This window comes from Nonomuraea sp. NPDC050227, from assembly GCF_044459705.1.
In the GTDB taxonomy this organism is placed as follows: Bacteria; Actinomycetota; Actinomycetes; order Streptosporangiales; family Streptosporangiaceae; genus Nonomuraea.
The window spans coordinates 282097-296344 of record NZ_JBITJF010000008.1; the positions used below are offsets into that span (position 1 = coordinate 282097).

12 protein-coding genes are annotated in these 14248 nt (G+C 74.6%); 6 read left to right on the forward strand and 6 right to left on the reverse strand.

Annotated features, from left to right (window positions below; translation table 11 throughout):
- Positions 1 to 41: 41 nt before the first annotated feature.
- Positions 42 to 1364, reverse strand: a complete 1323-nt coding sequence (locus ACIBK9_RS30320) for an NYN domain-containing protein (protein WP_358294130.1) — start codon at positions 1362 to 1364, stop codon at positions 42 to 44.
- A 144-nt stretch (positions 1365 to 1508) separates the two neighbouring features.
- Between ACIBK9_RS30320 and ACIBK9_RS30325 the strand changes: the two genes are divergently transcribed.
- On the forward strand, positions 1509 to 2588 hold the full coding sequence (locus ACIBK9_RS30325) for a phosphotransferase family protein (RefSeq protein WP_397162230.1): 1080 nt from the start codon (positions 1509 to 1511) through the stop codon (positions 2586 to 2588).
- Here ACIBK9_RS30325 and ACIBK9_RS30330 read toward each other — a convergent pair.
- Both ACIBK9_RS30330 and ACIBK9_RS30335 read right to left on the reverse strand, forming a co-directional pair.
- A complete protein-coding gene (locus ACIBK9_RS30330; protein ID WP_352353303.1) occupies positions 2578 to 3234 on the reverse strand; it encodes a response regulator transcription factor in 657 nt (218 codons plus the stop codon). The two genes, ACIBK9_RS30325 and ACIBK9_RS30330, sit on opposite strands and share 11 nt — an antisense overlap.
- A 14-nt stretch (positions 3235 to 3248) precedes the next feature.
- Positions 3249 to 4472, reverse strand: a complete 1224-nt coding sequence (locus ACIBK9_RS30335) for a sensor histidine kinase (RefSeq protein ID WP_397162231.1) — start codon at positions 4470 to 4472, stop codon at positions 3249 to 3251.
- Positions 4473 to 4583: 111 nt separating this feature from the next.
- Between ACIBK9_RS30335 and ACIBK9_RS30340 the strand changes: the two genes are divergently transcribed.
- The 4 genes from ACIBK9_RS30340 (at position 4584) to ACIBK9_RS30355 (ending at position 7520) form a co-directional block, all read left to right on the forward strand.
- Complete coding sequence (locus ACIBK9_RS30340) at positions 4584 to 4823, forward strand: hypothetical protein (RefSeq protein ID WP_358294134.1); 240 nt, start codon at positions 4584 to 4586, stop codon at positions 4821 to 4823.
- The gene (locus ACIBK9_RS30345; protein ID WP_397162232.1) at positions 4820 to 5311 is read left to right on the forward strand and encodes a PH domain-containing protein; all 492 of its coding nucleotides are present in this window, start codon (positions 4820 to 4822) and stop codon (positions 5309 to 5311) included. The genes ACIBK9_RS30340 and ACIBK9_RS30345 overlap by 4 nt, the downstream gene beginning before the upstream one ends.
- On the forward strand, positions 5308 to 6915 hold the full coding sequence (locus tag ACIBK9_RS30350) for a PH domain-containing protein (RefSeq protein WP_397162233.1): 1608 nt from the start codon (positions 5308 to 5310) through the stop codon (positions 6913 to 6915). Before ACIBK9_RS30345 ends, ACIBK9_RS30350 begins: the two co-directional genes overlap by 4 nt.
- A 215-nt stretch (positions 6916 to 7130) precedes the next feature.
- Positions 7131 to 7520, forward strand: coding sequence for an FtsX-like permease family protein (locus tag ACIBK9_RS30355; RefSeq protein ID WP_397162234.1), 390 nt, complete (start codon positions 7131 to 7133; stop codon positions 7518 to 7520).
- Positions 7521 to 7682: 162 nt separating this feature from the next.
- Here the strand turns inward: ACIBK9_RS30355 and ACIBK9_RS30360 are convergent, their stop codons facing one another.
- The 3 genes from ACIBK9_RS30360 to ACIBK9_RS30370 all read right to left on the reverse strand — a co-directional run bounded on the left by ACIBK9_RS30360 (position 7683) and on the right by ACIBK9_RS30370 (position 12387).
- Positions 7683 to 9125 (reverse strand): hypothetical protein, encoded by a 1443-nt coding sequence (locus tag ACIBK9_RS30360; RefSeq protein WP_397162235.1) that lies wholly within the window; start codon positions 9123 to 9125, stop codon positions 7683 to 7685.
- A gap of 327 nt (positions 9126 to 9452) precedes the next feature.
- Positions 9453 to 10895: a serine/threonine-protein kinase gene (locus tag ACIBK9_RS30365; RefSeq protein WP_397162236.1), complete on the reverse strand. Its 1443-nt coding sequence runs from the start codon at positions 10893 to 10895 to the stop codon at positions 9453 to 9455.
- Positions 10885 to 12387: a serine/threonine-protein kinase gene (locus tag ACIBK9_RS30370; RefSeq protein WP_397162237.1), complete on the reverse strand. Its 1503-nt coding sequence runs from the start codon at positions 12385 to 12387 to the stop codon at positions 10885 to 10887. The genes ACIBK9_RS30365 and ACIBK9_RS30370 overlap by 11 nt, the downstream gene beginning before the upstream one ends.
- A gap of 136 nt (positions 12388 to 12523) precedes the next feature.
- On the opposite strand from ACIBK9_RS30370, the gene ACIBK9_RS30375 reads away from it, so the two are divergent.
- Positions 12524 to 14248 carry a DEDD exonuclease domain-containing protein gene (locus ACIBK9_RS30375; RefSeq protein WP_397162238.1) on the forward strand — a complete coding sequence of 575 codons (1725 nt, stop codon included), beginning with the start codon at positions 12524 to 12526 and terminating at the stop codon, positions 14246 to 14248.

Consider the following 14248-nt stretch of genomic DNA (forward strand, 5'->3'; position numbering starts at 1 on the left):
AAGTGGCGGGCTGGGTCTCGCCAATAGTGCTAATTCGTAACTTATGCGCGGCCCAACCGGCGCAGCAGCAGACCGGACGGAACCGGTCTGGCGCCCATCCGGCGTACGGACTCGGCGACCTCGCGGTCGGAGGAGACGACGGCCATGGCCCGGCCGGGCGGCTCGGCCCGGACGAGCTGGCGGATCAGGTCGTCGGCGATCTCCCCCGGCGCGCTGAACAGCACCCGCACCCCGCGCGGCGCCACCACCTGCACCGGCGCGTTGAGCTCGGCGCCGTCGAAGACCACCGTCACCTCGACCCGGGTCTGGGCGACCAGCCCGCCGAGGCCGGTCATCAGCCGGTTGCGCTGGTCGGCGAGGGTGAGCGTGCCGTAGCCGGTCTTCGTGACGTTGTATCCGTCGATGATCAGGTGGACCTGCGGCAGCGCCAGGAGCTGGTCGAGGAGCTGCGGGTCGTCGTCGGCCAGGGCCCGCGCGGGCACCCCGCGCACCCCCGGACGCTCGCCGGTGCTGGCCGCGACCGAGTCGGCGGGCCTGCTGATCGTGGTGGGCAGCGCCAGCTCCCTGCGCAGCCCGGCCGAGGCGTCCTGAAGGGCGTCGAGCAGCACCCTGATGCGGGCGTCCTCGATGCTGCGGCCCTCGCGGGCGGCCCGGCGGGAGGCTTCGAGCTGCCTCTCCACGTCGGCCAGGCGCTCGCGCAGGCGGCGCAGCTCGGCCTCGCCCGCGTTGCCGGCGGCGGAGGCGGCGTGCCGGGCGTCGTCGGCGGCCTGTTCCATCTCCTCGGCCCTGCGGGTGGCGGCCTTGGCCCGCTCGCGGGCGTCGTGGAGCTTGCGCCGCAGGTCGGAGTTCTCGGCGCGGGCCGCCTTGATCTGCTCGCGCAGCCGGTCGGCCTCCTCCTTGGCGGCGGTCTTCTGCGCGGCGAGCTGCTCGCGCAGCCGCGTCACCGCCTCCTCGCGCTCGGACCCCTCGGCCGCCACGGCGGACTGCTCCAGGTCGGCGCGGGCGGTTTCGATCATCTCCGCCCAGCCGGGGGGCCTGGTGAGATAGGCTGCGGCAGCCACCAGCACGGGGTCGGCGGCGGGCGGCACACTGCCCTCGGCCAGCGCGGCGACCAGCTCGGGCCATCCGGCGGCGACGGACTCGGCGACCAGTTCGCGGAACTTCTTGTCGTTCTCCAGTTGCGCGGCGATCGGCGCGCTGCCCAGCTTGGCGCGCTTGCGCGGGTCGAACTTCGCGATGCCGCGCAGCGGCGGCGGCACGGAGACGGCGGGCATCGTGCCGAGAACCTGGGCGGCCAGGTCGACGACGTTGAGGCGCACCTGCTCGGGAAGCGGGCGAGACAGGCCTTCACCCGCTGAACTCATCCCACTTGTCCCTTCGTGACATGCCCTTTCAGACAAGGGTACGGCTCTTGCGTACCTGACCGTAACGGTCCCTTGAACCTAGACAAGCGCTTGGTAGGGGGTATACGACTGAGCCGGGGCAGCGGTGCGGCCTGGAGGTGAGCGGTGACGGAACAGATGCGCACGTCCACGCGTGACCTGGCGGAACTGCGCGAGCGGGCGTCCCGCTGGCTGCGCGGACGGGTCGGCGGGGACGCCACGGTGTCGGAGCTGTCGCGGCCCTCGGGCAACGGCATGTCGAGCGAGACGCTGTTCTTCACCGCCACCTGGGCCGCCGGGACGCGGCGGTGCGTGGCCAGGCTCGCACCTGCGGCGGAAGCCGTTCCGGTGTTCCCCTCCTACGATCTGCGGGCCCAGTTCGAGGTCATGCGGCTGGCCAGGGAGAAAGCTGGGATCCCAGCGCCGAGACCGCTCTGGTTCGAGCCCGACCCCGCGCCGCTCGGGACGCCGTTCTTCGTCATGGAGCGGGCCGAGGGCGAGGTGCCGCCGGACGTCATGCCGTACACGTTCGGGGGCTGGCTGCACGACGCCTCCCCCGGCGACCGGCGGCGGCTGCAGGAGGCGAGCGTCGGGCTCGTGGCGGCGCTGCACGAGACGCCGTACACCGGGCAGGACGTCGCGGTGCTCGGCCCGCTCGCCCCCGGCGGCACGGACGGCCTGCGCGCGCACGTCGAGGCCCAGCGCGCCTACTACCGGTGGGCGCACGGCGCCCGGCCGATCCCCGTGCTGGAGCGGGCCTTCGACTGGCTCGGCTCACACTGGCCGGACGACCCCGGCCCCGACGTCCTGACCTGGGGCGACGCCAGGATCGGCAACGTGATGTACCGCGACTTCACGCCGGTGGCGGTGCTCGACTGGGAGATGGCCGCCGTGGGCCCGCGCGAGCTGGACCTCTCCTGGATGATCTTCCTGCACCGCTTCTTCCAGGACCTCGCGGTGACGATGGGCCTGCCCGGCATGCCGGACTTCATGCGCCGCGACGATGTTTGCCAGAAATATTGCGAAATAACTGGCTACGAACCCCGCGACCTCGACTTCTACGAGATGTACGCCGCCCTCCGCCACGGCGTCATCATGGCCCGGGTGTGGCAGCGCAGGATCCACTTCGGCGAGCAGCCCATGCCGGACGACCCCGACGACCTGGTGCTCCACCGGGCCGCCATCGAGGAGCTGCTCACCCGCTAGCGTCGTAGACCAGCAGCGCGATCTGCACCCGGTTGTTCAGGTCGAGCTTGGTCAGGATGCGCGAGACGTGCGCCTTGACCGTGGGCACGCTCATGAACAGCTCCCGCCCGATTTCGGCGTTCGACCTGCCCTGCCCCACGGCCAGCGCGACCTCGCGCTCCCGCTCGCTCAGCCGGCCGAGCAGCCCCCGCGCCCGCTCGGTGCGGTCGCGGCCGCCCCCGTCGGACACGTGCGAGATGAGCTGCCGGGTCACCGCCGGCGACAGGATCGGCTCCCCCGCGGCCACCCGCCTGACGGCGTCGACCAGGTCGCCGGGCGGGATGTCCTTCAGCAGGAACCCGGCCGCCCCCGCGCGCAGCGCCCGCACGACCTGGGCGTCGGCGTGGAAGGTGGTCAGCACCACGACCTCGGGCGGCGAGGCGGTGCGGCGCAGCGCCTCGGTCGCGGTGAGCCCGTCGACGCCCGGCATGCGGATGTCCATCAGGACGATGTGCGGCCGGTGCTCGGCCACCCGCGGCGGCACCTCGGCCCCGTCGGCCGCCTCGCCCACGATCTCGATGTCCGCGGCCCCGCCGAGGATCATCGACAGCCCGGCCCGCACCATCGCGTCGTCGTCCACGATCAGCACCCTGATCGGCGCGTCCATCTGCCCTCCGTCGGTCAACGTCCGTCCCCGTCCTGCTCCGGCGGCCACGGCAGCCAGGCGCGTACCCGGAACTCGCCGCCGGTCACGCCGTGCTCCAGCCGGCCGCCGGCCAGCTCGGCCCGTTCGGTCAGCCCGATGAGCCCGGCGCCCGCCCCCGGCATGCGCGGCCCGTGCCGCGACCACACCGGGTTGCGCACCTCGGCCGAGACCCCCTCGCCCGGCTCGCCCGCCACGGCCACGGCCACCGGCGCGCCGTCCGCGTGCTTGCGCGCGTTGGTGAGCGCCTCCTGCACGATGCGGTAGACGTTGCGGCCCGCCCCGGCCGGGACGCCGTCGGCGGCGCCCAGGTCGAGGCGTACGTCCATGCCGGCCTGGCGGCACTCCTCGACCAGCGCGGGCAGGTCGGCGAGCGTCGGCTGCGGCCGGTCGGGCACCGGGTCGGCGGCCCCCGGCGGGGTGTGGCGGAGCACGCCGATCACCTCGCGCAGGTCCTGGAGCGCCAGGTGGGCGTTGCTCCTGATCGCGCCGGCGGCCCTGGCGACGTCCTCGGCGGGCGCGTCGGGACGGAACTCCAGCGCCCCGGCGTGCAGGCTGAGCATCGAGATGCGGTGGGCCAGCACGTCGTGCATCTCGCGGGCGATGCGCTCGCGTTCGAGCCGCTTGGCGTCCTCGGCGGCGGTCTCGGCCCGTTGCCTGAGCGACCAGACGAGCTGCCGCCTGGCCCGGATGACGATGCCCCAGGCGTAGACGGTCAGCACGATCGTGACCCCGAACGCCGCCCCCCACAGCGGCGTCAGGTCCTCCTGGGGCCGCAGCAGCACGTACGGGGCCAGGGTGACCAGCGCCAGCAGCGTGACGGGCCCCGACACCTTGAACGGCCGGTGCACCGCCACGGTGAACAGCGCCACCAGCGAGGCCCCGCCGACCAGCTCCAGGTAGGACGACAGCAGGATCGTCACCAGCGCGAACCCCACCGGCCAGCGCCGCCGCAGCCACACCCCCGCGCACGCCAGCGCGCCCACGATCTGCTCGACGGCCAGCAGCGGCTCGGGCTCGTTCCTGATCTCCTCCAGGCTGATGAACGTCACGCCGCAGGCCAGCAGGAACAGCGCGATGTCGGAGACCCAGTCGAGGGTCGAGCGCCGCACCCGGCCCCCGCGCCCGTCGCCGAGCAGCGTGGACGGCAACGCCCACCGGTATTCCAGGGCCGGATCGCCCTCCCCCCGCAGTTCCCTCACATTCGTCGAGGTTATGCCCTGCGCGGGAGCCGGCGACAGCGACCAAAGTCGGTGTCGTCGCAGACCGATGGCCGAGGCGGGCGGGCCGCCGCGGCGGCGAGTGTGGACGGCATGAAAGCGGTGGTGGAGGTGTTCGGCTGGCTGCTGATCCTGCAGGGGGTCGGCGGGCTGCTCAACACGCTGTTCGGCTGGTGGGGGTGGGCGCACGGCCTGCTCGTCGTCAATGTGCTGCCCTTCCTCGACGGTTACGAGGTCTTCGCGGCCGTCGTGATCGGCGTGCTGGGGTTCGCGCTGCTCTCGGTGGCCGGCGCGGCCGGGCGGACGGCCGGCGGGGCGGAGGAGGGCCGATGAGCGGGACCGCGCTGCGTCCGCCGCGGCACCGTCCCGACCGCCGGGCGGTGGCGTGGTGGACGGTGCAGTGGCTCGTCCTCATGGTCCCCCCGGCGGCGGCGGCCGTGGGCGCGTACCTGGTGTTCACGCCGCGCACGCCGGGGCTGGGGGTGGCGGCGGTGGCGTTCGCGGCGGCGTGCCTGCTGGTGGCGCTGGCCGAGCCGCGGGCGGCCTACCGGGTGCAGCGGTGGGAGGTCACCGAGGAGGCGGTCTACGTCCGCCAGGGGTGGCTGACGCACACGTGGAAGGTGGCGCCGATGTCGCGGATCCAGCGGGTCGACACCGAGCGGGGGCCGGTGCAGCGGCTGTTCGGGCTGGCCGACGTCACCGTGACCACCGCCTCCTCTGCCGGAGCCGTCAAGATCACGGCGCTGGACCACCGGCTCGCCGCGGACCTGGCCGAACGGCTCACCGCGCGCACCCAGGCGACGCCCGGGGACGCGACGTGACCGGCTGGCAGCGGCTGTCGGGCCGGGGCCTGTGGAACGCGGCCGCCAGGTCGCTGGCGTTCGCGGCCGGCGCCGTGGCCGCGCTGGCGCGGTTCCTGGTGGGCCAGGACTGGGAGGCGGGCGGCGTCGTCGCCGCGTGCGCGGGGGCCGCCGTGCTGATCGTGGCGGGGGCGGTGGCCTACGAGGCGGCCCGGCTGCGGACGACCGCCTGGCGGCTCACGTCCGACCGGCTCGAACTGCGCTCGGGCGTGACCGTGCGGCAGCACCGCGCGGTCCCGCTGGACCGGGTGCGCAGCGTGGACCTGCGCGCCGACCCGGTGCGCCGGGCGTTCGGCCTGACCGTGGTCAAGGTCGGCACCGGCGAGCGCGCGGCCGAGGGCTCGGAGCTGGTGCTGGACGCCCTCGACCGGCACTCGGCCGAGATGCTGCGCCGCACGCTGCTGCGCCAGGACGCGCCCGCGCCCGAGGACGGTCCCCTGGCCGAGCTGCGCTGGTCGTGGATCCGGTACGCGCCCCTGTCGGTCTGGACGTTCACCGGGGCGGCGGTGGTCCTGGGCGCGGCCTACAAGGGGCTCGGGGCCGTCGGGCTCAAGGACTTCACCGACCGGGCGGCGAGCGGCCTGTGGGGCTGGGTGAGCGCGCAGCCGTGGCTCGCCGTCCCGCTGGTCCTGGCGCTCAACGCGGCCGTCGGCGCGCTCGGCGCGTTCCTGCTGTACGCCGAGTCCTGGGGCCGCTACCGCCTGGAACGCGAGCCCGGCCGGCTCAGGCTGCGCCGCGGGCTGCTGACCACGCGTTCGCTGACCCTGGAGGAACGGCGGCTGCGCGGCGTCGAGATCAGCGAGCCGCTGCTGCTGCGGCTGGGCGGCGGCGCCCGGGTCAAGGCCGTCGCGACCGGCCTGGCCAAGACGGAGGACGAGACCGAGGACGTGGCCGCCCTCACCCCGCCGCTCCCCCGCGCCGAGGCCGCCCGCGTCGCCGCCGCGATCGCGAACACGACGGCGGGCGTCGGGACAGGCCCGGGGATCGGCGCGGGGGCGGGGATCGGCGCGGGGGGCGCGTCTTTGGTCGTGCATCCGGTGGCGGCCGGGCGGCGGCGGGTCGTGCGGGCGCTGGTGGCCACCGTCGTGCTGGCGGCGGGCGCGGGGCTCGCCTGGTGGCTGCTGCCCGCGTCGTGGCCGCGCGCGTGGGTGTGGGCGGCGCCCGTCCTGGCGCTCCCGGTGGGGTTGTGGCTGGCCGCCGAGAGCCGGCGCGCTCTCGGTCACGCGCTGGGCCCGCGGCACCTGGTCACGCGCCGCGGCGCGCTCGTCCGCCGTACGGTGGCGCTGGACCGGGCCGGCATCACCGGCTGGACGTTCCGGCAGTCGTTCTTCCAGCGGCGCTCGGGCCTGCTGACCGTCTCGGCCTGCACAGCCGCGGGCGGCGGCCACTACGAGGTGCTGGACGTGGGCCGCGGCGACGGGCTCGACCTGGCGGCACGCGCGGTCCCGGGCCTGCTGGAGCCGTTCCTGACCGGCGGACAGGGCGGCGGCCCGGGCGACGGACAGGGCGGCGGACGGGGCAGTGGGCGGGGCGGCGGTCCGGGCGGCGGGCGGCAGGCCGCGTGATCCATCACGGTTGCCCATGCCCCTGTAGCGGACAAGCCGTGATCGCGCGGCCCGGCGGCTTTCTGGTCAATACGCTATTTGTCGCGCTTGCAACCGAGTTGCAGCCTTGTTGACCGTTGACGTAGATCGCCCGCCGGGAGGATGATCCCCGCGCCGCGGAGCCGGCCACCTCGTTCGCCGGTCAGGGGCCGGGCCTGGCCCTGCTGTTGCTGCTGGTGGCCGCCCTGTCGGCGGCGGTGCTGGCGCTCGGCAGGACCGTGCCGGCCCTGCACACGGCCGCCAAGCGGCGCGGGTACGAGCTGGCCGGGCTGAAGGCGTCGGGCGCGCGGGTGGCGGCGCTGCGGGTCGCGCTGCTGCTGGAGCAGGTGATCACGGTGGCCGCCGGCACGCTGGCCGGGCTCGCCGCCGGGCTGACGGCGGCCAAGGTGGCGCTGGGCCGCATCCCGCAGTTCACCGTGCCGCCGGGCACGCCGCCGCTGCCGCACGAGGTCGCTGCGGTGCCGGTCGCGCTCGTCGTCGGCGCGGGCCCTGCTGGTCAGCCTGCTGGTCGCGGGGGCGGTGTCGGAGCTGCTCCTGCGCGGCATCCGCGTCGAACGGCTCCGTGAGGCCCCCGCGTGACGTCCGGCCGAGGGCCGCGTGAGGCCCGCGTGACGTCCGGCTGAGGGCCTCCTGACGCTCGCGTGCGGGCCGCCTGATGCCCGCGCCCTGACGCCCGCGCCCCCACGCCCGCGCCCCCACGTCCGCGCCCTGAGGTTCGCCGCGCGGGATCAGCTTCCGGCCGGCTGTTTGGCCAGCTCGGCCAGGTATGCCCTGGCCAGGGCGAGCGCGCCGTCCTGCGCCTCCTTGCGGGGCATGAGCCGGGCCTTGGGCGAGTTCGCCGGCTCGCCCTTGGGCCGCTCGGCGCCGGAGTAGTCGACCCTGACCACCAGCGCGCCGGTACGCGCGATCACCGTGCCGCTGGAGGCCGACACCTCTCCCTGCCTGGTCTGCACGAACTGGCCGTAGGCCTGCTCGCCGAGCCCCTCGATGTCGCGCAGCTCGCCCCACGTGATGCCGCCGATGGACGATTCGGCGGTCTTCCTGTCGCCGCCGTACTCGCCGGCGTAGTACGCCTTGGCCGCGCCCGGGTCGATCGCGCCCGCCCGGTTGGTGAAGCGGTGGGTGGTGATCAGCATGCTGCGGATCCTGACGTTCCCGGCCGTGCCCGGCAGGTCGAGGTTGAGCCAGCGGCACTCGGTCTCGTCGTCGTTGCCCGACTCGGTGGCGCGCGCCCTCGTGGTGGGCTTCGGCACCAGGCGGGTGGCGGCCTCCGTGACGGCCTGGCAGGCGGGCGGGAAGGCGGCCAGCTCCGTGGGCGAGGGCGTCGGGCGGGCGGCCGGGCTCTGGGTGGCCGGGGCCTGGTCGGCCTTGGCCAGCACGCCGGGGTGTTGCGCCTGCCAGGCGGCCACGCCCTTGGCGAAGTACGCGATCAGGCCGCTGACCTCGCGGATCGCGTTCTCCTCGGTGATGGACCTGGTGCTCTCGTTGGACAGGATCTGCGCGTCCTTGCGCTGCTGCCCGGCCTGGAACTTGACCCGGATCGTCATGTCCCCGACCTGGGCGTGGGCCTGGCCGAAGGAGTACCACAGCAGCTTGCCGTCGCGCCGCCAGGTGTACTGGGCGAACGCCCCCTCGCCGACGCCGGTGACGTCCTTGACCGGGGAGACGTACTCCTTCTCGTCGGGGTCGAGCGAGGGCTTGGCGGTGGCTCCGTACTTGGCGCCGCGGTAGTCCATCTCGTAGGAGTTCTGGGCCATCGAGCGGCCGGTCTTGGCGCCCTCGCCCTTGTGCTGCTCGATCCTGACGTCGATCTCCCTGCTGCGCCAGAACTCGCCGAACGAGATGCGCTGGTTCTGCCAGTTGCAGGTGAAGGCGACGGTGTAGTCGGAGTCCCTGGAGGACTTGCTCACCGTCGCGCCGGGCGCCAGCCGTTCGGCCTCGTCCGCGGGCAGCATCGAGCAGGCGTCCGGGCCGGGGGCGGCGGCGGCCGGCACCACGGACCGCGCCGCCGACGACGACGGCCCGGCGGCCGTCCCGCCGCCGCCCTTGCCGGACAGCAACAGGTAGGCCCCCACGCCGCCGCCGGCCACGACCACCACCAGGGCCGCGGCGAGGGTGGGCAGCAACCACGCCGGGCGGCGTCCGGGCCGACCGGCGGGCGGCCCGCCCATCGGCCCCGTGGGCGGCTCCGGCGGCGGCCCCCACTGCGGCCCCGACGGCGGCCCCCACTGCGGACCGGGCTGAGGAACAGGCTGAGGGCCCGGCTGCGGGTGAGGCTGCGGGTGAGGCTGCGGGCCCGGTTGCGGGCCCGGTTGCGGACCGAAGGGCGGGCCGGGCGGCGGTGTCGGCGGCCTTCCCTGCGGCTCGAACCGCCGGCCCGGCACCGGATGAGGGGTGGTCGGCGGCTCGTACTCGCTACCGGGATTCACTGCGACTCCTGAGATTGCCCTGACTTGCGGTGAGACATGGCGAAATGCCCCTTGCAGCACGCACAACGATCATCCCGGCAGCGCCCCGGAGACCGCCCGGGCGATCCGCAGCGCCGTCTCCTTGTCGACCGGCGCCTTGACCGACACCTCGTCGCGGTGCCAGATCACCTCGCCGAGCAGGTTGCTGGACCGGAAGAGCACGATGCTGTCGAACCGGCCGACCGTGCTGGAGGACATCAACAGCTCGAACCGGTTCTGCACGAACGCCGCCTCCCCCACCCCCGCGACGTCCACGACCTCACCGGCGGCCATCCGCGCCCGGGTGCCCTGCGCCGCGTTCCTGGTGCCCTTCTCGCTGGCGAACCGGCGCGCGGCCACCTGCGGCCCGCCGAGGTCGCCGTCGGGCTTCTCGACCCAGGTCCGTACGGTGATCCGCCGGCCCCGCCGCTCCTCCAGCCCCGCGACCCACTGGCACTCGCCGTCCCGCGTGGCGCTGCGCCGGACGGCGCCCTTCGCCAGCTCGGCGGCCTGGGCGTCGCTCAGCAGGCGGCAGGGGTCGGGGGCGGCGGCGTACCGGCCGGTCTCCGGCTGACCGGCCAGGGCGTCCACGGCGTACCAGCCGGCGCCGAGCACCGCGACGCCGGACGCGACGGCCACCGGCAGCAACCACCGCCGGCGACGCCCGGGGACCGGGCCGGAGCGCACCGGCGCGCCACTGAGCACCTGCCGGACCTGGGCCGCCGTGGGACGGGCGGCGGGCTCCTTGGCCAGCATCGCCATGAGCAGCCCGCCGAACTCGCGGCCCGCCCGCGCGGGGAAGGGCGGGTCGTGCAGCAGCACCGCCGCCGCGACCGCCGCGGGCAGCTGCCGCTCGAACGGCGCCCGACCCTCCACGGCGGTGTACAGGCTGGCGCCCAGCGACCACAGGTCGGACTCCGGGCCCGGCGCCTGCTCGTTGAGCCGCTCGGGCGCCATGTAGCCGGGCGAGCCGCCGCTGCCGGCGCCGTCGCCCTGACCGCCCATGGGGACGGCGATGCCGAAGTCGGTCAGCATGGCCGAGCCGTCGGCGTCGAGCAGGATGTTGGCCGGCTTGACGTCGTGGTGCAGGATGCCGTGGGAGTGCGCGACCTCCAGCGCCGACAGCACCTGCAGCCCGATGCGGGCCGCGTACGGGGGCGGCAGCGGCCCGTTCTCCCTGATCACCTTGTCCAGGGACCGGCCGGTGACCAGGTCCATGATGATCCACGGCTGGTCGCCGTCGAGCACCACGTCGTGCACCAGCACGATCGCCGGGTCGCGCAGGCGTCCGGCCGACCTGGCCTCGTGGATGGCGCGGTCGGCGAACTCGGCCCGCTGGTGGGGGCTCAGCCCCGGCGGCACCCGCACCTGCTTGACGGCGACCTCGCGGTCGAGCGTCTCGTCCAGCGCCCGCCACACCGTGCCCGCGCCGCCCTGCCCGAGCTGCTCGACCAGCCGGTAGCGGCCGGCCAGCAGGTAGTGGTCACTTCGCACGGCGCAACGCCTGCTCGCTCGCCCGGGCCGCCTTGATCGCCGCCTGCCGGACGTCCTCGTCGGTCGGCTTGTCGGCCAGGGTGGCGTACTGGACGGCCACCACCAGGTTGGCGATCCGGTAGTAGACGTGAGCCGAGTGGACGCGGCCGGTCTTGCCCTTCAGCTCGAACGCGAACGCCTCCTCGCCAAGGCCCGCCAGGTCGTGGACGGGGGTGCGGGTGGAGCGCATGTCGGTCTTGACGCCGATCTCCGGCCAGGTCCAGTCGATCTGGTCGTACTTGGCCCAGTAGCGCTTCTGGTTCTGGAACAGGGTGCGGGCCGTGGCGGCGGTCATCGACCAGGGATCGACGGTGTCGGAGTCCTTCTGCACCTGCAGCCCGATGCCGGTGCCGGCGGTCGGCCAGCCGCATTCCGGGCCCACCTCGTTGCTGTCCGGCTGGGCCTTGGGCGGGCTCTGGGTGCGCAGCAGGCCGCCGACGTCCTGCGGGGTGAGCAGGGTGCACACGTCCATCGGCACGGTGAACGCGGCCGGCGGCCCGTCGTCGTCGCGCAGCACGACGAAGCCGGTGGCCCCGGCGGCGACCACGAGCACGGCCGCGACCGCGCCCCACAGCAGCAGCGGCCGTCCGCGCCGCCCCACCCGGCGGGGCGCGGTGGCCTGCTCGCCGGCCGCCAGGACCGGCGCCGGGCCGCCCGCGGCCAGCTGCCTGAGCGCGTGCACGACGTTGCGCGGATCGGGACGGGCGTCAGGATGGCGCGCCATCATGGCGGCCAGCAGCGGCCCGAGCGGCCCCGGCGCGACCGGCACCGGCTGCGTCACGGTCGCCCGGACCCGCTCGGCGACCGAGCCCTGGTAGGCGTTCCCGCCGGTCACGGCGGCGAACAGGGTCGCGCCGAGCGACCACAGGTCGCTGGACGGGCCGCCGGGCTCGCCCTCCAGCCGCTCGGGCGCGATGAACCCGGGCGAGCCGATCATGAGCCCCTGCTCGGTGAGCGCGGCCTGCCCCTCCTGCCGGGCGATGCCGAAGTCGGTCAGCACCACCCTGCCGCTGTCGGTCAGGAACACGTTGCCCGGCTTGACGTCGCGGTGCTGCAGCCCCTGGGCGTGGGCGGCCTGCAACGCCTCCAGCACGTCGGCGCCGACGCGGGCGGCGTACTCGGGGGGCATCGGGCCGAACTCGCGCACGGTGTCGGCCAGCGTACGGCCCCGCAGCAGCTCCATGACCAGCCACGGCCGCTCGTGCTCGACGATGACGTCGTGCAGCGCCACGATGCCGGGATGGCGCAGCCGGGCGGTGGCCTGCGCCTCGCGCACGGCCCTGGTGACCGCGTCGGCGCGATCCTTGGACGGCATGCCCTCGGGCAGGGTGAGCTCCTTGACCGCGACCTCGCGGTCGAGCATCTCGTCCTTGGCCAGCCACACCTTCCCCATGCCGCCGGCGCCGAGTGGGCGCAGCAGGGCGTAGCGGCCGGCAAGTCTTCCCGCGGACATAAAGGGAAGGGTAACTAAGGATCAAGAAGGATGGTTATTCGAGCACGTCCCCCCATGCCGCCCCGGGCCCCCTTCCCCGCGCTCCGGCGTGGTCCGGCGGAGTAACTGTCGGTCCCCCTCTCTATGGTCTTGGAACGTGGACGCGGTACAAGGCACCCTCGACGAGCTCGGCACCCCGCTGAGCGACGTCACGTTCGTCGTGTTCGACCTGGAGACCACCGGCGGCTCGCCGGCCGAAGACTCGATCACCGAGATCGGCGCGGTCAAGGTACGGGCGGGTGAGGTGCTGGGCGAGTTCTCCACCCTGGTCGACCCCGGCGGGCCGATCCCGCCGTTCATCTCGGTGCTGACCGGCATCACCGACGCCATGGTGGTGGCCGCCCCGCGCATCGAGGCGGTGCTGCCGAGCTTCCTCGAGTTCATCAAGGGCTCCACGCTGGTGGCCCACAACGCGGGCTTCGACACCCGCTTCGTCAAGGCCGCCTGCGCCGCCCACGGCTACCCCCCGCCCGCCAACCCGGTCGTCGACACCGTCGACCTGGCCCGGCGGGTGCTGACCCGCGACGAGACGCCCAACGCCAAGCTGTCCACGCTCGCCCGCTTCTTCCGCAGCCCCACCGAGCCGTGCCACCGCGCCCTGCAGGACGCCAGGGCCACCGTCGACGTGCTCCACGGGCTGATCGAGCGGGCCGGCTCCTTCCAGGTCCACACGCTGGAGGAGCTGAAGTCGTTCGTCCGCGCCCCCACGCCGGAGCAGCAGCGCAAGCGCCACCTGGCCGAGTCCGTCCCGCACGCCCCGGGCGTCTACTTCTTCGAGGACGACCGCGGCGAGGTGCTCTACATCGGCAAGAGCACCAACCTGCGCAACCGCGTGCGCTCCTACTTCACGGCCGCCGAGACCCGCCCGCGCATCCGCGAGATGATCGGCATCGCCGAGCGCGTGCGCCACGTCGTCTGCGCCACCGGGCTGGAGGCCGAGGTCAGGGAGCTGCGGCTGATCGGCGGCGCCAAGCCGCGCTACAACCGCCGCTCGCGCTTCCCGGAGAAGGTCGTCTGGCTCAAGCTCACCGCCGGCCCCTTCCCCCGCCTGTCGATCGTGCGCGAGCTGAAGGACGACGACGCCACCTACCTCGGCCCGTTCAGCAGCTCCCGCCTGGCCGACGAGGCCCGCATCGCCCTGCACGAGGCCGTGCCGCTGCGCCAGTGCACCCAGCCGATCAGCCTACGCACCCGCCGGGCGGCCTGCGTCCTGCACGAGATGGGCCGCTGCGGCGCGCCCTGCGCGGGCAAGGAGAGCCCGGAGGAGTACGCCGCGCACGTCGAGAGCGCCCGCCGGGCCATGACCTCCGACGCCTCGCTCGTCTACACCGCCGTCTCGGCCCGCATGGAGCGCCTGTCGGTCGAGCAGCGCTACGAGGAGGCGTCCGTCGACCGCGACCGGCTGGCCGCGTTCGTCCGGGCGGCGGCCCGCATGCAGCGCCTGAGCGCCATCACCCGCATCCCCGAGCTCGTGGCCGCCAGCCCGGCCTTCGACGGCGGCTGGGACATCCACGTCGTCCGCTACGGGCGGCTGGCCGCGGCGGGCGTGATGCCGAAGGGCGCCCACCCCACACCGTTCGTCGCCTCGCTCAAGGCCATGGCCGAGGCCGTCATCCCGGGCCCCGGCCCGGTCCACGCGGCCAGCGCCGAGGAGACCGAGTGCATCCTGCGCTGGCTGGAGTCGCCGGGCGTGCGGCTGGTCGAGGTCGACGGCGTGTGGTCGATGCCCGCCCGGGGCGCCGCCCGCCACAAGGCCCGCATCGACCTGGCCTACCGCGGGCTTGATCAGCGGCGCGACCGAGAGGGACGTCCTTTGCGATGA